At 62.3% G+C, this 25,466-nt stretch carries 22 protein-coding genes and 3 pseudogenes; 15 read left to right on the forward strand and 10 right to left on the reverse strand.

Features of this window, described 5'->3' with window-relative positions; all coding sequences use genetic code 11:
• The 8 genes from NKT35_RS24265 to NKT35_RS24285 all read right to left on the reverse strand — a co-directional run.
• Positions 1-553 (reverse strand): ClbS/DfsB family four-helix bundle protein (locus NKT35_RS24265; protein WP_505190891.1); only part of this gene is annotated, 553 nt, incomplete at its 3' end.
• A gap of 35 nt (positions 554-588) precedes the next feature.
• Positions 589-897 (reverse strand): DMT family transporter, encoded by a 309-nt coding sequence (locus NKT35_RS24135; protein ID WP_371926416.1) that lies wholly within the window; start codon positions 895-897, stop codon positions 589-591.
• Positions 842-1,432, reverse strand: coding sequence for a DMT family transporter (locus NKT35_RS24140; protein ID WP_371926417.1), 591 nt, complete (start codon positions 1,430-1,432; stop codon positions 842-844). Before NKT35_RS24140 ends, NKT35_RS24135 begins: the two co-directional genes overlap by 56 nt.
• A 48-nt stretch (positions 1,433-1,480) precedes the next feature.
• On the reverse strand, positions 1,481-1,855 hold the full coding sequence (locus NKT35_RS00015; protein ID WP_254297767.1) for a hypothetical protein: 375 nt from the start codon (positions 1,853-1,855) through the stop codon (positions 1,481-1,483).
• 226 nt (positions 1,856-2,081) lie between these two features.
• Positions 2,082-2,210, reverse strand: a complete 129-nt coding sequence (locus tag NKT35_RS24270) for a hypothetical protein (RefSeq protein ID WP_505190892.1) — start codon at positions 2,208-2,210, stop codon at positions 2,082-2,084.
• A gap of 77 nt (positions 2,211-2,287) precedes the next feature.
• Complete coding sequence (locus NKT35_RS24275) at positions 2,288-2,419, reverse strand: SRPBCC family protein (RefSeq protein WP_505190893.1); 132 nt, start codon at positions 2,417-2,419, stop codon at positions 2,288-2,290.
• Between the two features lie 144 nt (positions 2,420-2,563).
• The gene (locus NKT35_RS24280; protein WP_505190894.1) at positions 2,564-2,845 is read right to left on the reverse strand and encodes a hypothetical protein; all 282 of its coding nucleotides are present in this window, start codon (positions 2,843-2,845) and stop codon (positions 2,564-2,566) included.
• Positions 2,809-3,039: a Rieske (2Fe-2S) protein gene (locus tag NKT35_RS24285; RefSeq protein ID WP_505190895.1), complete on the reverse strand. Its 231-nt coding sequence runs from the start codon at positions 3,037-3,039 to the stop codon at positions 2,809-2,811. The genes NKT35_RS24280 and NKT35_RS24285 overlap by 37 nt, the downstream gene beginning before the upstream one ends.
• Before the next feature lie 754 nt (positions 3,040-3,793).
• Between NKT35_RS24285 and NKT35_RS00025 the strand changes: the two are divergent.
• The 5 genes and pseudogenes from NKT35_RS00025 (at position 3,794) to NKT35_RS00045 (ending at position 8,026) form a co-directional block, all read left to right on the forward strand.
• Positions 3,794-5,036 (forward strand): annotated as a pseudogene (locus NKT35_RS00025) (acetate kinase).
• Complete coding sequence (locus tag NKT35_RS00030; protein ID WP_254297768.1) at positions 4,991-5,584, forward strand: AAA family ATPase; 594 nt, start codon at positions 4,991-4,993, stop codon at positions 5,582-5,584. The pseudogene NKT35_RS00025 and the gene NKT35_RS00030 overlap by 46 nt, the downstream one beginning before the upstream one ends.
• Positions 5,585-5,682: 98 nt before the next feature.
• A pseudogene (locus tag NKT35_RS00035) lies at positions 5,683-5,901 on the forward strand (DRTGG domain-containing protein); the annotation flags it as partial.
• A 174-nt stretch (positions 5,902-6,075) separates the two neighbouring features.
• Positions 6,076-7,069, forward strand: a pseudogene (gene pta / locus NKT35_RS00040) (phosphate acetyltransferase); the annotation flags it as partial.
• 141 nt (positions 7,070-7,210) lie between these two features.
• Positions 7,211-8,026, forward strand: coding sequence for an alpha/beta fold hydrolase (locus NKT35_RS00045; RefSeq protein ID WP_256493423.1), 816 nt, complete (start codon positions 7,211-7,213; stop codon positions 8,024-8,026).
• 83 nt (positions 8,027-8,109) lie between these two features.
• On the opposite strand, the gene NKT35_RS00050 is transcribed toward NKT35_RS00045, so the two are convergent.
• Entirely contained in the window at positions 8,110-8,889 is a 780-nt protein-coding gene (locus tag NKT35_RS00050) for an HAD family hydrolase (RefSeq protein WP_254297769.1), read from the reverse strand.
• Positions 8,890-9,012: 123 nt separating this feature from the next.
• On the opposite strand from NKT35_RS00050, the gene NKT35_RS00055 reads away from it, so the two are divergent.
• The 4 genes from NKT35_RS00055 to NKT35_RS00070 all read left to right on the forward strand — a co-directional run bounded on the left by NKT35_RS00055 (position 9,013) and on the right by NKT35_RS00070 (position 13,650).
• Positions 9,013-9,798: a DeoR/GlpR family DNA-binding transcription regulator gene (locus NKT35_RS00055; protein ID WP_254297762.1), complete on the forward strand. Its 786-nt coding sequence runs from the start codon at positions 9,013-9,015 to the stop codon at positions 9,796-9,798.
• 128 nt (positions 9,799-9,926) lie between these two features.
• Positions 9,927-11,435, forward strand: coding sequence for a methyl-accepting chemotaxis protein (locus NKT35_RS00060; protein WP_254297770.1), 1,509 nt, complete (start codon positions 9,927-9,929; stop codon positions 11,433-11,435).
• 282 nt (positions 11,436-11,717) lie between these two features.
• Positions 11,718-12,563: a hypothetical protein gene (locus NKT35_RS00065; RefSeq protein ID WP_254297771.1), complete on the forward strand. Its 846-nt coding sequence runs from the start codon at positions 11,718-11,720 to the stop codon at positions 12,561-12,563.
• 97 nt (positions 12,564-12,660) lie between these two features.
• A complete protein-coding gene (locus NKT35_RS00070; protein ID WP_254297772.1) occupies positions 12,661-13,650 on the forward strand; it encodes a hypothetical protein in 990 nt (329 codons plus the stop codon).
• 24 nt (positions 13,651-13,674) lie between these two features.
• On the opposite strand, the gene NKT35_RS00075 is transcribed toward NKT35_RS00070, so the two are convergent.
• Positions 13,675-15,012 carry an XAC2610-related protein gene (locus tag NKT35_RS00075; protein ID WP_254297773.1) on the reverse strand — a complete coding sequence of 446 codons (1,338 nt, stop codon included), beginning with the start codon at positions 15,010-15,012 and terminating at the stop codon, positions 13,675-13,677.
• A 384-nt stretch (positions 15,013-15,396) separates the two neighbouring features.
• On the opposite strand from NKT35_RS00075, the gene NKT35_RS00080 reads away from it, so the two are divergent.
• The 6 genes from NKT35_RS00080 (at position 15,397) to NKT35_RS00105 (ending at position 25,454) form a co-directional block, all read left to right on the forward strand.
• Complete coding sequence (locus NKT35_RS00080) at positions 15,397-16,035, forward strand: DUF1826 domain-containing protein (RefSeq protein ID WP_254297774.1); 639 nt, start codon at positions 15,397-15,399, stop codon at positions 16,033-16,035.
• Positions 16,036-16,063: 28 nt separating this feature from the next.
• Positions 16,064-17,275, forward strand: a complete 1,212-nt coding sequence (zigA, locus tag NKT35_RS00085; RefSeq protein ID WP_254297775.1) for a zinc metallochaperone GTPase ZigA — start codon at positions 16,064-16,066, stop codon at positions 17,273-17,275.
• Positions 17,276-17,350: 75 nt separating this feature from the next.
• Positions 17,351-21,286: an ATP-dependent RNA helicase HrpA gene (gene hrpA, locus NKT35_RS00090; RefSeq protein WP_254297776.1), complete on the forward strand. Its 3,936-nt coding sequence runs from the start codon at positions 17,351-17,353 to the stop codon at positions 21,284-21,286.
• A 74-nt stretch (positions 21,287-21,360) separates the two neighbouring features.
• Complete coding sequence (locus NKT35_RS00095) at positions 21,361-22,500, forward strand: HD-GYP domain-containing protein (RefSeq protein ID WP_254297777.1); 1,140 nt, start codon at positions 21,361-21,363, stop codon at positions 22,498-22,500.
• 111 nt (positions 22,501-22,611) lie between these two features.
• Positions 22,612-24,075, forward strand: a complete 1,464-nt coding sequence (locus NKT35_RS00100) for an alkaline phosphatase (protein ID WP_254297778.1) — start codon at positions 22,612-22,614, stop codon at positions 24,073-24,075.
• Positions 24,076-24,095: 20 nt separating this feature from the next.
• Complete coding sequence (locus NKT35_RS00105; protein ID WP_254297779.1) at positions 24,096-25,454, forward strand: alkaline phosphatase; 1,359 nt, start codon at positions 24,096-24,098, stop codon at positions 25,452-25,454.
• Positions 25,455-25,466: the final 12 nt, after the last annotated feature.

Consider the following 25,466-nt stretch of genomic DNA (forward strand, 5'->3'; position numbering starts at 1 on the left):
CCCGGATCGAAATCATCGCTTTCTCCTCTTCTTTGACCTGCAGCCTACGCCGGACGCGACGCAGCCAGCCCACTATGCGTCCGCGCGCATTGCGATACGGCGATGCGCTATTGAACTGTATCATTCTGCCGCGGGTCCACTTCCCATACCAGCATGCGCCATACAATTCGGCATCGGACAAACCCTCCACCAAGCGCGCCAAGGCCTGAAAGCCGTCATCCAAACGCGTCGACAACTCTTTCGCGCTCAGGCCGCGATAATCACGATAAAACTTTCCCGCCAATAAACCAAGCTGGTTCCAAGCATAGCCGGTCTCCGGAAAATCTATCGCCAGTCCCGCGGACTCTCGCTCATGCCATTTGAGCACCAACGCGTTCCAGCCTATCAAATAGGCCAATAAATCCGCCACGCTCATCAGCGTGCCTTTGGCATGCCCCTCCAGCGATGGCTCAAATAATCGCTCCTCTGGCACACGCTCGAGCGCTTTGCGCAAGGAAGCATAAGAACTACGCATCGCACCCAGCAATTCATCCTTGCTTTGCGGCACAGCCATAGCGCCCTCGCCAACATTATACCAACGACATCATCCTAGCGTCTTCCAGCCAGCATGCCACTGATCATGATCAAGCCCATGGCCAACAGCGAATCCATCGTCAATATATCGCCCCACACCAAAGCGCCCAACAAGCAAGAGACACAAACGGTCAAATACGATAGATTGGCCGCGGTCAGCTTGCGCCCCACCTTGTAAGCGCGGGTCATCGCCAGTTGAGCCAGCGTAGCAGTGACACCCACGCCCAATAGCAGCGAAACGTTTTCCAGCGTGACCGGGTGCCAGCGCTCAAAACACATCAACAGCAAGCCGCCCACGCTGGAAATCAGCGCGAAATAAAACACAACCCGCCATTCCGCCTCGCCTTGCCTGCCCAGCTCGCGCACATGCAGATAAGACCAACCGGCCAGAAAACCCGACGCCAGCCCCATCAGACCGGCAAACCAACACCTCGCCCGACAAAGTCGGCCGCAGCAGCAATACCACGCCGACAAAGCCCAGCGCCAAACCCATCATGGCGCGCGCGGGCAGCTTCTCCCGCAACAAAACCACGGACAGCAAGGCCAGGAACATCGGCGAGGTGTAAGTCAGCGTGGACGCCGTCGCCAAAGGCAGATGGGCGATGGCGTAAAAAGACATCAACAGCGAGGCATAACCTATCACCCCGCGCTGCAGATGGTAGCGCAGCAAGGGCGTGGCGAAACGCTCGCGCCGCCACAAGGCCGCGCAGCCCAAGGCCAGCACGCCGATCAGCGTGCGCCAGAACACCAGTTCCGTGGACGAGAAATACTCCGCGCCCAGCTTGACGAACAAACCCATCAGCGCGAAAAACAGCGCCGCCACCACCATCCAGCCCGAACCCAGGCGAAAATTCGCCAACCTGCTGCTGCTACCGCCAATTGATCTTCCTCTGCTAACTGCTGAAAACTATTTCTTGCCAACCGCCACGCTGAGGCAGATCGCCTCCATCTGCCGCCTATAGGTGCGAAACTCCGACGCATTGGCCGTGCAGCGCGCCTCCAGCAGCCGGCTCTTGTCCACCAGCTGCATCACATGCAGATTATGGCGCACGATCCACAAGCGATTGGAAACGAAGCGGCCGTCCCGATACTCGGTGACCAGCCTGCCCGTCTTTTGATTGAGCCTGACGAAGTTTGCCGCCTCCCTGTCGCCGTCTTCCGAACGGAGTTGCGCGGCAAGCTTGGCCAGGGTTTCCTTTCTCGCCAGCTTGCGCAGACCGATCTGCACCTCGATGGCGGCGCGCTCGCGCTGATCCGCCTTGGGCGGAATCACCCGCAACATCCGCGCCGTTCATAGTGGCCGGCCGCACCTTCCAGCCAGGCGGCACCGTGAAATGGATTTTGCTGACTGGATCGTTATAACTGGCCGCCCAAGCCGACGCGGCCGCCAGGGCGAGCGCCAATACAGTGATAAAACGGAAAATTGCCGACATCTGGGGACACGAAGAGTGGAAAATAAAAAAGGCGCGTATTCCGCGCCTTTTCATTATGGCATTCAAATGCCTGTCTCAGCCAGCCAATGCCGAGCCCATCATCCACCGATAGTACTCGTGGAAGTGCAGCATGCCTTCCTCGGTCGGCGACTGGTACGGCCCCACCTCGCTGACGCCCGCCATCCACAAGCCTTGCGCCCTCATGCATGCGATAGCAGATTTCGTCGTCTTCCTTGGCGGTTTCAAAGTAAGCCGCTTGCTCGGCCTCGATGAATTCCGGCTCAACCACACGCGTCTTCCGGATAGTAAAACTCGGTGATCACCGTGCACTTTTCCGGACCGCGCGGAATCACCACGCTCACCACCAGCACATGCGGATACCACTCCACCATGATGTTGGGGTAGTAGGTCAACCAGATGCGCCGAACTCCGGCTGCTGTTCGGCATAGCGGCGCAGCACTTCCTCGTGCCACTTGCCGTATACCTTGGACCGGCGCGCGCCAGGCGGTTTTTCACGCCCACCGTTTGCACGTGGTATTGCTCGCCCCACTCCCACTTCAGATCCGCACAATCGACGAAATTGCCGAGGCCGGGGTGGAAGGGGTCGACTGATAGTCTTCCGAATACACTTCAATAAAGGTCTTCCAGTTGAAGTCGTATTCAGTGGACTGCGTCGAATGAAAGGCATAGCCATCGAAGGTCATGTGCTTGGCGACGCCCAGCTTGGCCAGATCGGCGGCGATATCGCGGCGCGCGTCGAACAACAAGCCGTTCCAGCGGGTCAGCGCGGTCTGATTCAGATTCAGGCATGGCGTTTCCGGGAAGTGCGGCGCGCCCACCAGCTGCCTGCGGCGTCGTAGTCCAGCCGTGCAAGTTGCAGACGATATGATTGCCGTTGCCGCGCCTTTATAAATGATGCCTGTCGATGGCGGCAGACGTTGGAGATCAGCTTGATCTCGCCATCGACGTTTTTAAGCATTTTGCCATGGCCCAGCCAATCCAGCGTGTGATAGTCGCCCGGATTGGGCGTCATCAACTCATGGCCATAGTACTGGGCGCGTCTGCGAACAGCAGCTCCTGCTCCTTGGCGTAGAACGCGGGATCGAAATAGGTATAAACGGGTAGCTGGGCTGCAGATGCTTGAAGCAGTTGAGCAGAAGCCAGATCAACATTATTCCCACACCTCCGTGTAGAAGATATAAGACCAGCCGAATCTCGCTCGGGACGAGTTTGCGGGACTATCAAAAACAATCAATCAAACAAGGCGAAAGCCTCGCTTCACAAGGCCGAATTATGCCTTCGCCCCTCCCCGGGGCAAGCGTTAATTCTTTATGACAATCCCTCGTCAAGCCCGTTTACCGCAAGTTATCGCCTCTCACCCCGATTCCAACAAGCATTCGACACGATAGTTAATCAAAATCAAATACTGCCACTTTTAGTGCGGCGCAACATTAGAAGCCGTTAATTTATAGTGATATACTAGCTCGATATCGTTGCCACACCGACTGTCAGATTTCCGCCCTCGCCCTGCCGCCGCAGGGGGAGCGTCCAGCTCGCCACGCTGCAAAGCCCTGATATGGCAAGACTGCGCTTTATTTCTTCCCCCATGCGGCGCGGCGTAAGGTAAGGCTAGCCAAAAGGCTGCGCATGCCTACCACACGGTAAGGACGCAGGCGCCGAGCCACCGGGCAGAGACGCGCGCGCTGACAGCAAACCGGTGATAACAGCATCGCACTGGATTTTTTCATCGATTTAGTCCGTTTTTTTCAAATTACATGTTCAAAGCTATGAATTCCAGCATCCTCGTCATCAATTGCGCAGCTCCTCCCTGAAATTCGCGCTGATCGACAGCGCCAGCCACGAAGCGGTCATGACCGGCCTGGCTGAGAAACTGGGCCTGGCCGACGCCTGCATCACCTTCAAACACGACGGCGGCAAGCAAACCGCCCTGCTTCCGTCCGGACCACGCCGCGCCATGCACGCCATCATCGAGAAACTGCAGCAAGTGTCGCTGCTGGACAGCGTGAAAGCCATCGCCACCGCGTGGTCATGGCGCGAACACTTCAAGCAATCGGCGCTGCTGGACGAAAACGCCATCAACGAAATCGAACGCTGCATCAAGCTGGCGCCGCTGCACAATCCGGCCCACATTCTGGGCATCCGCACCGCGATCAAGGAATTCCCGAGCCTGCCGCAAGTGGCCGTGTTCGACACTTCCTTCCATCAGACCATGCCGGAAAAGGCTTATCTGTACGCCGTGCCGATGAAGCTGTACCGCGAAAACAGCCTGCGCCGCTACGGCATGCACGCACCAGCTACCGCTTCGTGGCCGAAGAAGCCGCCAAGATGCTGGGCAAGCCGGCCGATGAGACCAGCCTGGTGATCGCCCACCTGGGCAACGGCGCGTCCATCTCCGCCATCCGCAACGGCAAGTGCGCCGACACCTCGATGGCCTGACCCCGCTGGAAGGCCTGGTCATGGGCACCCGCTCCGGCGACATCGACCCCAGCGTATTCGCTACCTGGCCACCGAGCGCGGCATGGACGTGCAGGCCACCACCAATATGCTGAACAAGGAATCGGGCCTGCTGGGCCTGTCCGAGCTGTCCAATGACTGCCGCGAGCTGGAAGAAGCCGCAGCCAAGGCCATGAAGGCGCCAAGCGCGCGCTGGAAGTGTTCGCCTACCGCCTGGCCAAGTACGTCGCCTCGATGAGCGTGGGCGCGGGCCGTCTGGACGCCGTGGTATTCACCGGCGGCATCGGCGAGAACTCGTCCTTCCTGCGCGCCGAAGTGATCAACCAGCTGGGCTTCCTGGGCCTGAAGCTGGACACCGCCGCCAACGAAGCCTGCATCCGCGGCAACGCCGGCCGCATCACCTCCGCAGACTCCGTGCCGGCGCTGGTGATCAACACCAATGAAGAGCTGATGATCGCCATGGACACCGCGAACTGGCCGGTCTGGCCAAGTAAGGAAGGCGCGCGATCATGCAGACATTCTTTCTCGCCCCCACCGGCTTCAACGCCGGACTGACCTCGGTCACCCTGGGCGCCATCCGTTCGCTGGAGCAGGCTGGCCTGCGCGTGGGCTTCGTCAAGCCCATCGCCCAGGACACCAAGGACGGCGAAGCCGAGCGCTCCACCCACTTCGCCCACGCCATCTGCCGCCTGAACCCGCCGCAGCCTATCAGCATGGAGCGCGTCGAGCACCTGCTGTCGCAAGGCCAGGTGGACCAGTTGATGGAAGAGGTCGTCAGCCTGTTCCAGCAAGCCTCGCAAAATGTGGACGTGGTGATCGTGGAAGGCCTGGTGCCGGACCAGAAACAGGTGTTCTCCACCTTCCTCAACACCAAGATCGCCCGCAACCTGCAGGCGCAGACCATCCTGGTCAGCTCTGTGAAGGATCTGGGCGCGGCTGAAATCGGCCGAACAACTGGAAATGAACATCCAGGCCTTCGGCGCGCAAACCGTGTCGGCTACATCCTCAACCACGTGCTGCCTAGCGCCGATCGCGCCGAACTGGCGCGCCGAGGTGCAGCAATCCGGCAATCTGAAAAAGGCCGGCCTGCGCTCTTGGCGTGATTCCGTATCAGCCGGAGCTGCTGGCCCCGCGCACGGAAGACGTGGCTCGCTACCTGAACGCCAATGTGGTGCATGCCGGCCAACAAGCCAGCCGCCGCGTGCGCAATATGGTGGTGGCCGCCCGCACCGCGCCGAACATCGTCAACCTGCTGAAGCCGGGCGCGCTGATCATCACCCCGGGCGAACGCGAAGACGTGGTGATGGCCACCTCGATGGCCGCCATGAACGGCGTGCCGCTGGCCGGCCTGCTGCTGACCTGCGACTCCCAGCCGGACCCGCGCATCCAGCAGCTGTGCCAGCAAGCCTTCACCGGCGGCCTGCCGGTGCTGGCCACCTCGCTGAACTCGATGGAAACCGCCAGCGCGCTGAACGCAATGAGCCATCAGGTGCCGTCCGACGACTTGGAGCGCATGGGCAAGGTGATCGAGCACGTCGCCGAGTTCCTGGACGTGTCCACGCTGAAGCAAAGCGTGGGCGAGCCGCGCGAACTGCGCCTGCCGCCGCCGGCCTTCCGCTTCCAGCTGATGGAAAAGGCCCGCAAGGCCAACAAGCGCATCGTGCTGCCGGAAGGCAATGAGCCGCGCACCATCCAGGCCGCCGCATCTGCCAGAAAAAAGGCATCGCCCGCTGCGTGCTGCTGGGCAACCGCGCCGAAATCCTGCAAGTGGCCGAGACCCAGGGCGTGACGCTGCCGGAGTCGGTGGAAATCCTGGATCCGAACGAAATCCGCGGCCAGTACGTGGCGCCTATGGTCGAGCTGCGCAAGGGCAAGGGCCTGAACGAGCCGATGGCCCTGGCGCAACTGGAAGACACCGTGGTGCTGGGCACCATGATGCTGGCGATGAACGAAGTGGACGGCCTGGTTTCCGGCGCCGTGCACACCACCGCCAACACTATCCGTCCGGCGCTGCAGCTGATCAAGACCGCCCCGGCTCCAGCATCGTGTCCTCGGTGTTCTTCATGCTGATGCCGGAACAGGTCTACGTGTACGGCGACTGCGCCGTAAACCCGGACCCGACCGCTGAACAGCTGGCCGACATCGCCATCCAGTCCGCCGATTCGGCCGTCGCCTTCGGCATCACCCCGCGCGTGGCGATGATCTCCTACTCCACCGGTTCTTCCGGCAGCGGCAGCGACGTGGAAAAAGTGCGCGAAGCCACCCGCATCGCCCAGGAGAAGCGCCCGGATCTGCTGATCGACGGCCCGATGCAGTACGACGCCGCCTCGGTGGAATCCGTCGGCCGCCAAAAGGCCCCGGACAGCCAGGTAGCCGGCCGCGCCACCGTATTCGTGTTCCCGGACCTGAACACCGGCAACACCACCTACAAGGCGGTGCAGCGCTCCGCCAACGTGGTGTCGGTGGGCCCGATGCTGCAAGGCCTGCGCAAGCCGGTCAACGACCTGTCGCGCGGCGCGCTGGTGGACGACATCGTCTACACCATCGCCCTGACCGCGCTGCAAGCGGAACAGACTCCGGCTCGCTAAGACCAATGCTGGAACGCATCGAAACGGCTCCCCTGCGGAGCCGTTTTTTTTGCAAGTTCCTACTATGAATCGACAAACCAACAAGCCTTCTTCGCTGCCGCTACGCGCAGCATGGCCAAAATCTTCAATCGAGGTTTGAAAATGGAAAACCGCTCAACCCTCCACACAGAATCAGGCGTGCGTCTGCGCCGCGTTTCCAATCGCCCAGGCCGACACAACTGGCTGTTGCTGCCAGGAGGCCCTGGATTAGGCTCTGAGAGCTTGGCTTCGCTGGCCTCTTGCCTGGACGTTGACGGCGCGGTCTGGCTGGTGGACCTGCCCGGAGACGGCAACAACACCGGCCAGCCGGAAGATTATCAGCGCTGGCCAGGCGTCATCAGAGAAGCGGCCCGCGCCCTTCCCCACTGCGTATTCGTGGGCCATTCCACCGGCGGGATGTATTTGCTGTCGACGCCTGAGCTTGAGCCCCTGCTGCAAGGCATGGTGCTGATCAGCTCCGCGCCCGATGCCCGCTGGCAAGCGCGCTTCGCCCGCACCAGCGAGCAGCATCCGCTTCCCGAGGTTGGCCAGGCTTTCGAGGCCTACTCGCAAAATCCTAGCGCCGAAACGCTTAAGCGGCTGACACTAGCCGCCGCGCCCTGGAACTTCTCTCCGGCGTCGCTCGCCAGCGGGCGCGCCATGCTGGAAACCTTGTCATACAATGTGGCAGCCATGAAGTGGTCCGGCCAACATTTCGATGCGGAATACCAAGCCCGCTGGTGGCCGTCCCAGCTGCCGGTGCTGATTCTTTCCGGAAGCGAGGACCGGATCGTCGATCAGTCGCTATGGCAAGACAGCGCCTACCAAGGCGCCAATGTGCGCCACGCGCTAATCGAGGGCGCAGAGCACTTCCCGTGGTTTGAAGCGCCAGGCCAAGTCGCGGCGGAGTTTACCCAGTTCGCGCAGCGATTGACTTAATCCCTCCACCCCCTCCAAAAAAAGAAACCCCGCCTTGCAAGCAAGAGCGGGGCAACCATTGGGCGCAAAGCGTCGAAATGCGCCTATGCCAACATCTCCAACAACCGCTTGGCCACGCCGCCCGCGGCGTGATGGCCGATAACCGTCGCGCTCGGCACCCGCTGAAGCAAGCCCGGATGGGCATTGGCCATGATGTGGGGCATGCCGGCCAGGCTCAGCATCTCGGCGTCGTTCAGGTTGTCGCCGAAGGCGGCGCAGTCCTCGGCCTTCACGCCCAGATGCTTGAGCAGCAGAGCCAGCGCGCTGCCCTTGTTGACGCCCGGCGCCATCACCTCCAGATAGCAGATGTGGGAATAGGTCATGGACACCTCGTCGCCGAAATCGCGCGCGATGTCCCGCTCCACCTCTTTGAGCTGCTCGGGCGTGCCGCAATAAATCACCTTGGACACGTCATCGGCGGCGAAACTGGCCAGATCATCTATCTCCGTCACCTGGCCGGTGTAATGGCTATATTCGCGCTTGCTGTGGTAAGCCATGATGCAGTCGTCGCGATACACGCCCAACTCCGTATCCCTCACCAGCTCAGGCCGCAGCAAACGGCTGATCAGATCCTGGGACAGACGCGATTGAAACAACAGGCTGCCGTCGGCCAGATGCACGCGCGCGCCGTTGGCGCTGATCACCGGCACCGCCGGCAAATCGTCCGGCCACAGTTTGCGCACCTGACGCTCGTGCCGACCGGTCGCCACCGCCATGGCGATGCCCTTGGCCGCCACTTGCCGCAAGGCGGCGTACGTTTCCGGCGCCAATTGCGAGTTTTCGTTCAACAGCGTGCCATCCAGATCGGAAACCATCAGTTTCATTGCGTCCACTCCTATTGCAGAACAAGCATCATTATGCACAACCATGCAAGAACATGCACGAAATCTTTGACCAACCAGGCATAATCGTGCAACATCCGCGCATTCCCGCTTAGAGCCCACATCATGCGCAAAGAACGCCAACCCGCCTCCGGCCTGCCCTCGGACCGCCATCAATACATCCGCCAGCAACTGCTGCAGCATGGCCGGGTGCTGGCCGGCGAATTGGCCGCTACCCTGGGCGTGTCAGAGGATTCGATCCGCCGCGATCTGCGCGAACTGGCCGCCAACGGCGTATGCCAACGGGTATACGGCGGCGCCATCGCGCTGCGCCCCATCGACACCAGCTTTGAGCAGCGCCGCCACGAACACCCTGTCCGCAAGGCCCGCCTGGCCGCCACCGCGGTGCGCCAGCTGCGGCCCGGCCAATTCGTGTTCCTTGACGGCGGCACCACCAATCTGGAAATCGCCCGCGCCCTGCCCGCCGACCTGCCGCTGACCGTGGCCACCAACGCCATTCCCATCGCTGCGGAGCTGTTCGGCAAGAAACAACTGGAAGTGCTGGTGCTGGGCGGCAGCCTCAACCACAAAAGCGGCGACACCGCCGGCACCATAGCCACCCGCATGCTGCAATCCATGCATCCCGACATTTGCTTCCTCGGCACTTGCTCGGTGGACCGCGAGCTGGGCGTCGGCACCGTCATGGCGGAAGAGGCGGCCTTCAAGCGCATGCTGGTGGAGCAGTGCGGCCAAACCATCCTGGCCGTCACCAATGAAAAGCTGGATACCGCCTCCCCTTTCGCTGTGGCGCCGCTGGGCGACATCGGCCTGTTGATCGCCGAGCCGGACGCCGATCCGGTCAGACTGTCGCATTTAAGCGCCGGCGGCGTGCCCGTCCTGCTCGCCGACTGAGTTTTTATTCCAATGGCAATATTGCCTAGAATCAAACAATTGTTTTAAAGTGCGCTTGGAGCGCGCTTACGATAAAACCTTACAAATCAGCGTGCTTTTCCATCTGGAACATCCTTGGAGGGGAAACCATGTCGATACAGGCCATCACAGAATGGTTCATACCGGACACCGTCCGACAGGCGCCGGAGCAAGCCATCCGCGCCCGAACCGTGGTGGGCGTCGGTCTTTTGGCCGGCCTGATGGCGCCGTTGTTCGCCGTCGAATACCTGATGCTGGGCCATTATCCGATGGCCGAAGGCATCGCCCTTGGCGGCCTGGGCCTGCTGTGCGGCCCTTTTCTATTGCGCCTGAGCGGCGCGGTGCGCCTCACCGCCGAATTCATCACCAGTTGCATGTACGCCATGGTGTGCTGGATGGTGTTCGTCAACGGCGGCATCCTGTCCACCAGCCTGATGTGGTTCGCGGCCATCCCGTTTACCGCCGTCTTCATCGGCACCCGCCGCTCCGGCATGTTCTGGCTGGCGATGTCTCTGGCCGCGGTCGGCGCGGTGATGTGGCTGTCCGGCATAGCCGCCATCCCGCCCACCCCGCTGCCGCGCGAGGAACTGCCCAAGCTGCAGGCCAAATCTCTGGCCGGCTTGTCCTTGGTGGTGCTGGTGCTGGCCCTGGCCTTCGACAAGGCCAAGGCCAAGAGCTTTGAAAAACTGGAAACCGCCCGCCAGGACGCCGAGCGCGCCAGCCAGGCGCTGGCGCAGATGATGGAGCAGATCAGCCTGTCCATCCGCGACGCCTCCGGCGCCAGCCGCCAGATCGCCGCCAGCACCGGCAGCATGGCCAAGACCATGGCCGAGCAGCAGGAACGCTCGGAAGACATGGTGGTGGTGGCGCAGCAGATGGCGGTGGTGACCAGCCAAAACGCCGAGCAGTCCACCACCGCCACCCAACTGGCGCAAACCGCCGGCGGCGCTGCGCAGGAAGGCGGCAAGGCGATGGACCAGGCGGTCGGCCAATTGGGCCGCGCCGGCGAAGTGATAGGCCACGCGGCCGGCAAGCTGGAAGAGCTGGGCCAGCGCAGCGCCGAGGTGAGCGGCATCGTGCAGCTGATCCGCGACATCGCCGACCAGACCAATCTCTTGGCGCTCAACGCCGCCATCGAGGCGGCGCGCGCCGGCGAAATGGGCCGCGGCTTCGCCGTGGTGGCGGACGAGGTGCGCAAGCTGGCCGAGCGCACCCAGAACGCCACCCAGGACATCGAAACCAAGATCAAGCTGATCGTCGACGGCACCAATCTGGCCATCGTGGCGATGCGCGACGGCAACCAGCAAATGCAGGCGGGACGCGACCACGCGCAAAACGCCCAAAGCAAGCTGTCCGGCATCATCCGCGAAACCAGCCAACTGGCCGGCCTGCTTGATCAGGTTTCGCAAGCGGAAAGCAATCAGAACCAGGGCTTCGCGCAATTCGCCGGGGACATCGTGGCGGTGGGCGAATCCACGCGCAGCCTGTCCGGCGAAACCCGCAACATCGCCGAGGCGATCCGCCAACTGGACGAACAGATGGACAAACTGCACCAAGCCGTAAGTCGTCAAGACGCCTTGTCATCTTCATCCGCGATTCCCCGGCCCGCATACCATTGAAACCGCACGCGGCTTGGCGGTGGACATCACGCCGCCAAGCCGCGCACGGCCATCACTCAGGCAACCGGCCGTGGTTGCGCTCGGCTTTATAACAAAGTCCAGTGTATTGACAGAATATGGCTCCCGCCCTAGCCTGCACTTCCATCCACATCCCGCCTCGCCACAATGCCTTCCTCGAAGCGCCAGCGCTCAGCCGCCGAAAGCGACCAGTTGCTGCCCCTCCCCCTTCAACACATCCAAGCGCTGTCCGGCGAAATACGCGGCCAACCCAATATTGCCTGCTTGCGCGCCTATCATCTGGCCGTCGGCTTGACCTTCGCATTGATCGGCCTGGGCATCTGGTCCCTACTCTTGCTCCCGGAAATGCAAGGCAAACCCGCCATCGGGATTTTTCTCTTGCTCCTCATCGGCGCGCTGCTTTTAGGATCTGCTTACGCCATCCTCAGGCGCTTGCGCCGTCCTCTGCACCATGAACTCAGCGTGAGCGACAGCGGATTGCATATCCGCACGCCTTGCTCGTGGATGCTTGCTGGCGCGCGCCAGGATACGTCTATCGCCTGGTCTGAAATCGTTCCATCTCCTGACGGCGGATGCGATGTGGAAACCCTGTTCTCCACCAGCAAATCCATCGCGCGGGATCTGGTTTTCTGGCGCCGGAACGCCCAGGGCGAAATCAAAATGCAACGCATCCCGTGGCAGAGATTCTCCCGCCTGACCTTTGCCAATGGCGAGGAGCTTAAACGCGCCTTGCTGTTGCGCCTGGCCTCGAAACCCGGTTTTCGCTTCGCGGCCGATGTCTTTGTCGCCGCGCGAGTCAATCCGGTCGATTGGCGTCCCATGCGCGCCCCCATGCGCATGCAATCGCTATCTTTGCTGGCATCGGGGGCCCTGCTGACTGCGGTTTGCCTGTCTATGGATACACATCAGCCCTTGCTGCAAAGATCGTGGCCCTTGCTTGCCGTTTTGCTGGCTTGCGCGCTTGGCAGCATGCTGCTTTGGTGCTGCTTGTTCCCCGACTTGCGCCAATCCATTCGCTTTCTCCCAGAGGGGGATAGCGCTCTGGCGAAGCCCTGCCAAGACGAAAAAACAGCCGACACCGCGCTCAAACATCCGCGCGAAAAACGCTAAAGCGCTTCCCATCATCGATCTGAAAAAACAAATCATGCCCAGCTCCAGCTCACAGCCCTCGCCAAACCCGTCAGTCCTATCGCCCAAAGAGCTGTTATTGCGCTACGCGCTTATCTCTTTGATTGTGACAGGCATATTCTTTTTCCAATTCAAAATGGATGCGCCCAATCACGGCTCCGGCGATGGCATCGGCCTTGGCGTCTTCATCCTGAATCTGATCCATCACGCAGCCATAGCCGCTCTCGCGCTGTTGGCATTGACCTGGATCGGCATCCCTAAAGGCAAGCGACTTGTTTTTATTCTCTTATCGCCGCTGCTAACGGCCCTCAGCCTCACGCTGCTTCCAATCATCGATGCGATTCAAGAACCCGCGCCATCCACCGACTGGCAACGCAGCGCTAAAGCTTTCAATGCTTTTGGCGCCCATTTTCCCGCAGGCAGCCTCGTGCGCACCAGCGGATATTGGTTCTGGAAAAAGGCAAGCGATGGCTCAAGCGAGCACCCAATCCAATGGGGTTCGCTTTCCATCCTGAAATTGGAACAAACGTTATACCCGGGCCTGGACAAGAAAAATCTCGAGGCCACCCTGGCAAAACCACAAGCCATCGCGGGCTGGGCATGCTCGACCAACGCGACATTCGAGCTGCCGCTGAAACAGCGCGATAACGAGCCTTACTATTGGCCCTTTACCGGTTGCAATCTGGATCTGCCTGCGCTGCAAACCATGCTGGGCGGGCATTGGAGCCTGCCCACCGAACTCTCCCGCAATGATGGCGACGACGAACCGTGGACGCTGTCGCAACGCGAGCCTGAAATCCGCTGTCAAAAGCCACAAATAGTCGATGGCTTCAAACTGAACTACATTCAGAGCGCGCGGCTGAATGGCCAGCGCCGCATGGTTTTCCTGCTGGCGCAAACCTGCGGCGACATAACCATCGGCCGCTATCGCTTCCCCGATGACAGCTATCTGCAGCAAAGGGAAATAAACGAATACTGGCTATCCGGCTCCGGCAAAAACTTGGCCACTGGAGAAAGCGTCAGCTGCGTGAAACTGAAATCTACGACAGAAGCCCTTTCCCCATGCTGACAGCCGCAGCGGCGATCCATCGCCTCACATTCTTTCGCGATGAATCTTGGTCCGCCATTTGCCTTTGACCAGCCGCCGCTCCGTCGTGACCATCACCGAGCCGCCATCGTCGTAGCTCAGAGACTCATCCCAAGAAGACACCAGGGTGAGGCGGCCCTGGAAATAACGATAGGTTTCGCTGCTATGGCTGCAACAGCCTCCCCGCGAAGCGGACAAGATGCGCTTGCGTTTAGCGTCTATCTGCAATTGCGGCAACTCTGACAGTTTGGCGTTGCGCTCAAACCGCCCCGTCCGCTTTTTGAAAACATAAACGTTATGCGTGTCGTTCGGCCCCGCGCCTCCCGCTTGCTCCAACACCAGCAGATCGAGCTCGCCATCAAAGTTGACATCGACCAGCTGAACGACATCCTCATCGGCGCTGCGCGACTCCATCGCGCTGATGTCGTAGAGCGTCTGGGCCACCTTGCCGCTGCGCCTGTCGCGCGCTTCGATAGCCAAGGGCAGGCGGTCCAAGCCGTTCTCGTCTCCTTCGCTCAACAAAACGCGGAAACGAAAGCGAGGATGGCGCGCCGCCTGTTCCACCCACTGGCCGCCCAAGGCGTCCGCTCGCAAAATCCAGCCTGACTTGGCCCGCCCCTCATGATCAAAAGCATCCACTTTCAGCCAGTCGCCGTCCACGGCCAGCACCGCGGCAAAACTGTCTTGCGGCAACGATTCGGTAAAACCTGAGGCGTCGGCGCTGTGATGCAAAGCCGTGGAGCCCGACAGATAAAGGATGTCGCGGTAGTCCCGCGACTGCAGCAAAGAAAAGTCGGAATGACGGCGCGTCACCTTTTCATGGCGAATCCACCGCCCAAAAGCCTCAGGATTGCAATTGTCGAGCATGCAAGCGATCTGCTCATCGCCAGTCGGCTTGCGGGTAGGTTGAATGCGCTCGCCCTGTTCGCTGTCATTGAGCTCGGGCCAGTCCAGGGACAATAAGTCTCCCTGCCGACTCACGCTAGGCTCGCCTCGGCCTGGGTCGCCGCTGCAGATAGGCCGATCGGATGCATAGTCATGCCAATCCGGAAAACCATAGGCCCGGCAAATTCTCTCTGCGGACTCTCTCCCGTCCCACCCAGGGGCCGCCAGAAAGAACACCGTATTCTGTTTCTCTCCCTTGGCCACCACCGCGTAACGGATTTTGGCCGATGGCGGCAGCGCCGGCATATCGACAAAGCGCCGTTTCAGCTCCGTTTCATCCGGAGTGCGCGGCGCGCTCCACGCGGCCGGCTCATTAAGGCGGTAGATGCCAGGCGCCAGCAAACCCTCGGCATGAGCCAGCCCCATCGCCAGAGCAAGTCCAAACAACAGCGCGCGCATACACTCTCCAATCGATATTTCAGCCACGCGCACTATACCGTTTGCCACGCGGCATTGCATAAAAGCCGCATATCGCATAGCCGGCCACGCCCCAGCTAGCGTGGGGAAAACAGTCCAGAAAACTGCGCGCTCAAACGATTTTCAGCCCCGCATGCGCGCGCCAGCGGCTGCAGGATGCATAAGAAGGCCGTGTGATATCGCCGCAAGCAGGCCTATCCCCTGCCGCGCCGTCAGCCTTTCCAAGGCTATAGCCAGGCGGGGAGCCCTTGCATCCTTGCGCGCCATCACCGGAAACGGTCTGGCGCTACCTATTTGTTATGTTATAACTTTACTTTGATTTTATGTAATGATATAACATTTCCAAAATCATTCTCACCTCCCCTCATGACAGCCACCCACGCAACGGCAACGCAGCACGCCTCCGACAACCTGGCCGTGCTCGCCGCCATCTTCGAAACCGAGGCCGAACTGTGTCTGTACCGCCGGCCGCCCGACGCCGACATCGCCGGCTACCTGAGCCGCGCCGGACTCGAAGGCCGGCTGGGCCTGGGCTGGCGGCGGGTGCTGACGCCAGGCGAAACCCACGACTTGCCACTGGCCGAGCTGCCGGGCCGCGCGGCGCTGCAAGCCGACATCGCCTGGCTTTGCGAACTGTACGCCACCCTGACCGGCTGTCCGCGCGTCGGCGCGCGGCTGGAAGTGCTGCGGCAGGCGATGTGCCCACGCTTCCACGCAGACCGGGTGGGGCTGCGCCTGCTGTGCTGCTACCAGGGCCCCGGCACCGAATGGCTGCCCGACGCCGCCGCCGATCGCTCGCAACTGGGCGCCGCTGCCCAGGGCCTGGCCGACGAGCAGTCGGGCCTGATTCTCGATGCCGCGGCCATCGGCCGCGCGCCGCCGTTCTCGGTGCTGCTGCTGAAAGGCTCGCAATGGCCGGGCGCGCGCGGCGGCGCCATCCATCGCTCCCCGCCGCCGGCGCCGGACCAGCCCCGCGTGCTGCTGGCGCTGGACGCCATCTGGTAACCCCTTCCCCCCTTCCCAAGGAGCAAACATGAACAAGCTGCCGGTAACGGTGCTGTCCGGCTTTCTAGGCGCCGGCAAGACCACGCTGCTGAACCACATCCTGGCCAACCGCGAAGGCAAGCGCGTGGCGGTGATCGTCAACGACATGTCCGAGGTCAATATCGACGCCCGGCTGGTGCGCGAAGGCGGCGCCCAGCTGTCGCGCGCCGAGGAAAAGCTGGTGGAGATGAGCAACGGCTGCATCTGCTGCACACTGCGCGAGGACCTGTTGCTGGAAATCCGCCGGCTGGCCGCGGAAGGCCGCTTCGACTACCTGCTGATCGAATCCACCGGCATCTCCGAGCCGCTGCCGGTGGCCGAAACCTTCACCTTCCGCGACGAGGAAGGCCGCAGCCTGGACGATCTGGCGCGGCTGGACACCATGGTGACCGTGGTGGACGCCTGCAATTTCCTGCGCGACTACGCCTCGCGCGACAGCCTGGGGGACCGGCAGGCCAGCCTGGGCAACGAGGACGAGCGCACGGTGGTGGATCTGCTGATCGAGCAGGTGGAATTCTGCGACGTCATCGTGCTGAACAAGACCGATCTGGCGAACGCCGAACAGCTGGCCGAGCTGCAGGCAATCCTGCGCTCGCTGAACCCGCGTGCCGACATCGTCTGCAGCGAATTCGGCCGCGTACCGCTGGATCGCGTGCTCGACACCGGCCGCTTCGACTTCGAAGCCGCCGCCGAAGCGCCGGGCTGGCTGGCGGAGCTGCGCGGCGAACACCAGCCGGAAACCGAAGCCTACGGCATCGACAGCTTCGTCTACCGCGCGCGGCGGCCGTTCCACCCGCAAAGGCTGTGGCAATGGATGGGCCGGGAATGGCCGGGCGTGGTGCGATCCAAGGGCTATTTCTGGCTGGCCAGCCGGCCGCAGTTCGCTGGTCTGTGGTCGCAGGCCGGCGCGGTGGCGCGCCATTCCTGCGCCGGCTTGTGGTGGGCGGCGCTGGACCGCGAGGAATGGCCGGCCGACGAGGATAGCCTGGCGCTGATCCGCTCGCGCTGGCAGGAGCCCTTCGGCGACCGCCAGCAGGAACTGGTGCTGATAGGCATGGCCATGGACCGGCAGGCGCTGGTCGCCGCCTTCGACGCCTGTCTGCTCAGCGACGCCGAGATGGCGCGCGGCATGGCTGCCTGGCAAACGCTGGACGACCCCTTCCCGCAGTGGGCGGTTGACGCGGAAGAAGCCGGCGTTTGAGCAGCCAAGCGGACGGCCTCATGCCGCCCGCTCTGTTATAATCGGCGGTTTACGCAATCCTCCGTTCTTTAGCCGATGACACCTGCCGCCCGCCTCGCCGAACTGAAATCCGCCCTGTCCTCCTGCCTGATCCGCGACCGCCACATCCTGCGCCGCAAACTGGCCGACGCCGCAGACCGGCTGAAGAAAAACCAGCCCGCCGACAAGCTCTTGGCCGACATCGCCAGCCAGGCGGAACGCTCGCGCAGCCGCGCCGACGCGCGCCGCGCCCATCTGCCCAAGCCCAGCTTCGACGACGCGCTGCCGGTCAACCAGAAGCTGGCCGACATCAAGGGCGCGATAGACAAGAACCAGGTGGTGATCATCTGCGGCGAGACCGGCTCCGGCAAAACCACCCAGCTGCCCAAGATCTGCCTGGAGCTGGGCCGCGGCGTGTTCGGCCTGATCGGCCATACCCAGCCGCGCCGGCTGGCCGCGCGCTCGGTGGCGACGCGGATCGCGCAGGAACTGGGCTCGACGCTTGGCGAACACGTCGGCTTCAAAGTGCGCTTCACCGACAAACTGTCGGAAAAATCGGTGATCAAGCTGATGACCGACGGCATCATGCTGGCGGAAACGCAAACCGACCGCTACCTGGAAGCCTACGACACCATCATCATCGACGAGGCGCACGAACGCAGCCTGAACATCGACTTCCTGCTCGGCTATCTGAAGCAGCTGCTGCCGCGCCGCCCGGACCTGAAGATCATCATCACTTCCGCCACCATCGACGCCGACCGCTTCTCCAAACACTTCGACGGCGCGCCGGTAATCGAGGTGTCCGGCCGCACCTACCCGGTGGAAGTGCGCTACCGGCCGCTGAAGCAGCGCGACGAGGACGAGCGCGAGATGGAGATGGAAGACGCCATCGTCGACGCCGCCGACGAATTGTCGCGCCAGGGCTCCGGCGACATGCTGGTCTTCCTGCCCGGCGAGCGCGAAATCCGCGAGACGGCTGAGAAACTGCGCAAGTCCGGCATCCGCGGCTACGAGATCCTGCCGCTGTTCGCGCGGCTGTCCAACGAGGACCAGCAGAAGATCTTCAAACCGTCGGGCGGCCGCCGCATCGTGCTGGCCACCAACGTGGCGGAAACATCCTTGACCGTACCGGGCATCAAATACGTGATCGACACCGGCCTCGCCCGCATCAACCGCTACAGCCCGCGCGCCAAGGTGGAGCAGCTGCAGGTGGAGAAGGTCTCGCAGGCGGCGGCCCGCCAGCGCGCCGGCCGTTGCGGCCGCGTCGAGTCCGGCATCTGCGTGCGCCTGTACGCCGAGGATGACTTCAACGCCCGCCCGGCCTTCACCGATCCGGAAATCGTCCGCTCCAACCTGGCGGCGGTGATCCTGCGCATGGCGGCGCTGCGGCTGGGCAAGGTGGATGAATTCCCCTTCCTGGAGGCGCCGTCCAGCCGCCTGATCGCCGACGGCTATCAGGTGCTGACCGAGCTGGGCGCGGTGAATGAGCAAGGCGAGCTGACGCCGGTGGGCAAGGAGCTGGCGCGCATTCCGGTGGACCCGAAGGTGGGCCGCCTGCTCTTGGCCGGCCGCGACTACCACTGCGCGCGCGAAGTGCTGATCATCGCCGCCGCGCTGTCCATTCAAGACCCTCGCGAGCGGCCGTTCGAGGCGCGCGATGCGGCAGAGAAAGCGCAGGCGCGCTTCAACGACGAGAAGTCGGACTTCCTGTCCTTCCTGCATCTGTGGGACTTCTTCGCCGACGCGCTCAAGCACAAGAAAACCAATCGCCAGCTGGTCAATACCTGCCACGAGCACTTCCTGTCTTACCTGCGCATGCGCGAATGGCGCGAATTGCATGGACAGCTGGCCGAAATCGCCAGCGAGCTGGGCCTGATCACCCGCGACGAGGCCCATGCCGACGCCGGGCAGCCGGACGCGCAAATGTCGGCCAAGAAGCGCCAGCAAATCGACGCCGTCGCTTACGAAAACCTGCACAAGGCGCTGATCACCGGCCTGATCGGCAATATCGGCATGAAAAACCAGGAAGGCGACGACTACCAGGGCGCGCGCGGCGTCAACTTCCTGGTATTCCCCGGCTCCGGCCTGAAAAAGGCCAAGCCGAAATGGCTGGTGGCATCCGAACTGGTGGAAACCACCCGCCTCTACGCGCGCTGCGTCGCCAAGATCGAGCCGGAATGGGTGGAGAAGCTGGCGCAGCATCTGGTGAAATACCACTATTTCGAACCGCACTGGGAAAAGAGCCGCGGCGAGGTGGTGGCCAGCGAGCGCGTCACGCTGTACGGCCTGACGCTGATCCCGCGCCGTCCGGTCAGCTACGGCCGCATCGCGCCGGAAGAAGCGCGCGAGCTGTTCATCCGCGGCGCGCTGGTGAATATGGAATACGTCAGCAACGCGCCTTTCTTCCAGCGCAACCAGCAGCTGATCCGCGAGGTGGAGCAACTGGAACACAAGGCTCGCCGCCAGGACGTGCTGGTAGACGAAGAAGCGCTGTTCGCCTTCTACAGCGAACGCATCCCGGCCGAGGTGGTGGACGCGGCCAGCTTCGAAGCCTGGCGCAAGGAGGCGGAAAAAACCGAGCCCAAGCTCTTGCACCTGACCCGCGAAGAGCTGATGCGCCACGCAGCCCAACACGTGACGGAAAACCAGTTCCCGGAATGGCTGGAGCTGGAAGACGGCAAGCTGAAGCTGCGCTATCGTTTCGAACCCAAGCACCCGCTGGACGGCGTCACCCTGGACGTGCCGCTGGCCATCCTGAACCGCCTGACGCCCGCTCCATTCGAATGGCTGGTTCCGGGCATGCTGCGCGACAAGCTGCAACAGCTGATCAAGGGCCTGCCCAAGCAAATTCGCCGCTGCTGCGTGCCGGTGCCGGACTTCATCACCCGCTTCCTGAGCACCAATCCCGACCTGCAGCAGCCGATCGCCGCGCAGCTGGCGCGCTTCATCCTGCGCGAGACCGGCGGCGTCAAGGTGGACATCGACGAATTCAACAAGCAGGAACTGCCGGAGCACATGCTGTTCAACTTCCGCGTCATCGACGACGGCAAGCAGGAAATCGGCATGGGCCGCGATTTGATCGCGCTGCAGAAGCAGTTTGGCCAGGCGGCGCAGTTGACCTTCCGCGACACCAGCGCCGAGTTCGAGCGCGACGACGTCAAGACCTGGGACTTCGGCGAATTGCCGGAGAGCATACAGTTCGCCCGCGGCCGCCAGCAGCTGACCGGCTACCCGGCGCTGACGCTGGAGGAGGACCGCGTCGCCATCCGCCTGTTCGATACCCAGGACGTGGCGGAAAAGCACCATCGCCAGGGCGTGGTGAAGCTGCTGCAGCTGCAGTTGAAGGAGCAGATGAAGCAGCTGGGCAAGGGCCTGCCCGGCATGACCCAGATCGCGCTGCAGCTGCGCGCGGTGGCCAATGCCGACGACCTGCTGGCCGACGCCATCGCCGCCATCTGCGACCGCGCCTTCATCGGCGAGGACGCGCTGCCGCGCAATGAAAAAGCCTTCAACGATCAGAAAAACCGCGCCCGCACCCGCTTGCCGGCCGTCATCCAGGCTGTTTCGCAGTATTTGCAACAGATCGCGGCGGAATACGTCCCGCTGTGCAACAAAATGCAGAAACATAAATTGGGATTTGAGCTAAAACAACAATTGGAAAGCTTGGTTTACCGGGGTTTCCTGGCCGCGACGCCTTGGTCCCATCTGCCGCAGATTCCGCGCTATATGAAGGCGATGAGCCTGCGGATGGACAAGCAGCCGGCCAATCCACAGCGAGATGGCCAAAGGGCGGCGGAAATCCGTGAACTGTGGCAGCAATGGCAGCAAAGAGTGGCGGAGCAGCAAGAGCAAGGCGAACCCGCCGAGGCGGTGCTAGCCTTCCGCTGGATGATAGAGGAATTGCGTGTCAGCCTGTTCGCGCAGGAATTGAAAACGCCTTATCCCGTATCTGTTAAAAGACTATTAAAAGTTTGGAGCGAGCTGCCAAGATAGTTTGAGAAATCTACAGCTTGCGATGACAATAGATTATCATTCTGTGAATTTTGACGTTGCAAGCGGCCATCTATATGACTGTGGATTCCTCCAAACGACCTTCCAAGGTCTATTCGGCGATGGTAGAACTCGGCAAGGAATTGCCGGTGGATGTCTACTCCAAAAGCGGCTTTCTGCTGCTGAAGCGCGGACATTACGTACTGACGCCGGAACTGAAGCAGAAGCTCATCAATATGGGCTTCTCCGGCAGCTTGTCCGACGCCAAGCCGATGGACAAGCCCAACCTCAACGACAGCAAGAAACACTCGCTGTTCGAGGATATCGCTTTTCTTCAGCAGCGCGTGCGCAGCATGCTGTACTACGCGCTGGCGACGCCGGGCATGGAAGACAAGGTGATGGAGATCGCCCAGACCTTGATCCGTTTGTCTGAGAAATATCCGGACGCGCTGATCGCCTCCATCTTCCTGGTCCCGTTTTCCGAATACAGCGTCGCGCACTCGCTGCACACCGCGGCGCTGCTGGCCATCATCACCCGCCACATCACGCTGCCGCCCAAGCACCGCGAAACGCTGATCAGCGCGGCGCTGACGATGAACATCTCGCAAGTGGAGCTGCAAAACACTTTGTTCGGCCAGGCGGACAAGCTCAACGACACGCAAAAGCAGGCCATCCTGGACCACCCCATCATGAGCTCGGCCATCTTGCGCGAGGCCGGCATCGAAGACCAGCTATGGCATACCCTGGTGCAGACGCACCATGAATCCTGGCAGGGCAACGGCTATCCCTTCGGCCTGCCGCGCGAGCAGATCCTGCCGCCGGCCCACTTGCTGCATCTGGCCGACATCACCTGCGCCAAGCTGCTGCCGCGCCGCTACCGTTCGGCGCTGCTGCCCGCCACCGCGCTGGGGCAGATTTTCCAGCGCAAGGACAGCGAGTTCGACCAATCCTTCACCACCATGCTGATCAAGGATCTGGGCATTTATCCTCCCGGCAGCTTCGTCAAGATCGCCAGCGAGGAGATTTGCGTGGTGATCTCCGCCGGGGCCAAGCCCAGCGAGCCCATCGTCGCCGCCATCCGCCGCGCCGACGGCCCCCCTTATGGCGAGCCCCTGATGCGCGACACCAGCAAACCGCATCAAAAAGTGGTGGCGCCTTGCCATGCCGGCGAAGCCAAGGTGCGGGTCTCCTTCCTCGCCCACTTGTGGAAATGCTGACAGAGCGGCCATGCCCGTCAAATTTCACGCAATTGAAATATAATGTTATTTTGGCAGAAACAGTCAAAAAATATTATTTGTGCGCATTTTTAACAAATATGAGCACAAATAATGCGCACCTTCAGTCTCACTTTAAGTCTCGCCTTGGCTTTTGGCGCGGCGGGCTGCAATAGCGACAGCACCGCCAGCGCCTCCCGTCCGCAAGACAACGCCACAAGCAAGCCGCCCGTTTCCGCGCCGGCCGCCAAGAATGTGATCTTCTTTCTTGGCGACGGCATGGGCACCACCACCACCACCGCAGCCCGCATCTATGCCGTTGGCGAAGACGGCCAACTGACCATGGACACCCTGCCGGAATCCGGCTTCGTCAAAACCTTCTCCAACGACGCGCAAGTCACGGACAGCGCGCCGTCGATGTCGGCCTATATGACCGGCGTGAAGATGAACAACGAAGTCATCTCCATGTCCACCGACACCCAGGCCAAGACACCCGCCGCCGACCTCACATCCAACTGCGGCGCAGGCAACGGCAAGCCGGTCTCCACCCTGCTGGAGCTGGCCAAGGCCAAGAACTGGGCCACCGGCGTGGTCACCACCACCCGCGTCACCCACGCCACCCCGGCCGCCACCTACTCCCACGTCTGCCACCGCGACGCCGAATCCGACATCGCCGCGCAACTGGTGCCGGGCGGCGCGCAATACAACGCCGCGCTGAAAGACGGCGTGGACGTGGTGTTCGGCGGCGGCCGCCAGTTCTTCCTGCCCAAGGCGGCCGGCGGCAAGCGCGCCGATGGACGCGACCTGGTAGCAGAACTGAAAGCCAAAGGCTACGGCTACGCCGCCGACAAGGCCTCGTTCAGCGCCATCGATCAGGCCAAGACCCAGCGCGCCGTGGGCCTGTTCACCTCCAGCCACATGAGCTACGACCTGGACCGCGACGCGGCCAAGGAACCCAGCCTGGCGGAAATGACCGGCAAAGCCATCTCCATGCTGGCCAAGCGGACCGACAAGCAGGGCTTCTTCCTGATGGTGGAGGGCGGCCGCATCGACCATGCGCTGCATGAGACCACCGCCAAGAAAGCGTTGCAGGACACCGTCGCCTTCGACCAGGCCATCAAGACCGCCATCGACGCCATGCAGCAGCAAGACCCGGGGCTGAAGAACACGCTGATCGTCGTCACCGCCGACCACGACCACACCCTGGTGCTGAACGGCTACGCCAAGCGCACCGGCAAGACCGCTCCGGGCAATCCCGGCGTACTGGGCCTGGCCAAGGATTACGTCAGCGGCAAAAACCTGACCGACGCCGACGGCATGCCCTACACCATCATCGGCTTCGGCAACGGCGAAAACCGCGTCAATGACAAGCGCAGCGCCGCCGCGGCCTTGACCGACGATGCGGTAGCCGCCAACGACTACCACCAGGAGGCTGCCATCCGCATGCCGGCCGGCGGCGAAACCCACGGCGGCACCGATGTGTTCATCGGCGCCATCGGCCAGGGCGCGGACAGCATCCACGGCTTCCTGGAAAACATCGAAGTGTTCGGCCTGGTCAAAAAAGCCGCCGGCCTGTAAGCGCTCTGGAGAACAACAATATGCAAACCGTGATGAAAACCCTGCTGGCCGCCGCCGTGCTGGCCGCCCTGCCCGCCGCGCCCGCCCAAGCCGCCGGCGAGGCCAAGAACGTGATCTTTTTTCTCGGCGACGGCATGGGCCCCGCCACCGTCACCGCATCGCGCATCTACCAGTACGGCGAGAGCGGCAAGCTTAATATGGAAAAGCTTGATCGCACTGCGCGGATCAAAACCTTCTCCAACGACGCCCAGACCACCGACAGCGCGCCGTCGATGTCGGCCTATATGACCGGCGTGAAGATGAACAACGAAGTCATCTCCATGTCCGCCGACACTCGCGCCATCGAGCCCAACAGCGACGGCACCGGCAACTGCGGCGCGGGCAACGGCGCGCCCGCCGCCACGCTGCTGGAGCTGGCCAAGGCCAAGGGCAAGGCCATAGGCGCGGTCACCACCACCCGCGTCACCCACGCCACCCCGGCCGCCACGTATTCGCACGTCTGCCACCGCGACGCCGAGTCCGACATCATCGCCCAGGCCGTTCCGGGCGGCGTCGGCTACAACGCCAAGCTGGGCGCGGGCCTGGACGTGCTGATGGGCGGCGGCGCCAAGTTCCTGCTGCCCAAGGCCAAGGGCGGCAAACGCAGCGACGGCCGCGACTTGCTGCAAGAGTTCGCCGCCAAGGGCTACCCGGTGCTGCAAACCGGCGCGCAGCTGGCCGCCTTCGACGCCAAATCGGCCGTCAAGCTGGTGGGCATCTTCGGCAATGATCATCTCGATTACGAGCTGGACCGCGTCAAAAACAAGACGGACCAACCCAGCCTGGCGCAAATGACCGCCGCGGCGATAGACGTGCTGTCCAAGAACGGCAACGGCTATGTGCTGATGGTGGAAGGCGGCCGCATCGACCACGCCCTGCACGGCACCAACGCCAAGCGCGCGCTGGTCGACACCATCGCCTTCGACGACGCCATCAAGACCGCGCTGGCCAAGGTGGATCTGAAAAACACGCTGATCGTCGTCACCGCCGACCACGACCACACCATGACCATCAACGGCTATTCCAAGCGCGGCAATCCCATCCACGACATTTCGCGCAGCTATGTGGACGGCCAGCCGGCCAAGGATGCCGACGGCGCGGTCTACACCACGCTGGCCTTCGGCAACGGCCCCAACCGCAAGCCCAGCCGGGTGTCGGTGAACTCGGCGGACGCCACCGCCGACGACTACCAGCAGGAAACCGGCCTCCGCCTGTCCAGCGAAACCCATGGCGGCGGCGATGTGATGCTGATGTCGGGCGGCGCCGGCAATCAGGGCTTCAAAGGCACCATGGACAACACCAAGGTGTTCGGCCTGGTGAAAAGCGCGCTCGGTTTGTAAGGCCTGGATGAA

It is taken from the genome of Chromobacterium sp. IIBBL 290-4 (genome assembly GCF_024207115.1).
GTDB lineage: Bacteria > Pseudomonadota > Gammaproteobacteria > Burkholderiales > Chromobacteriaceae > Chromobacterium.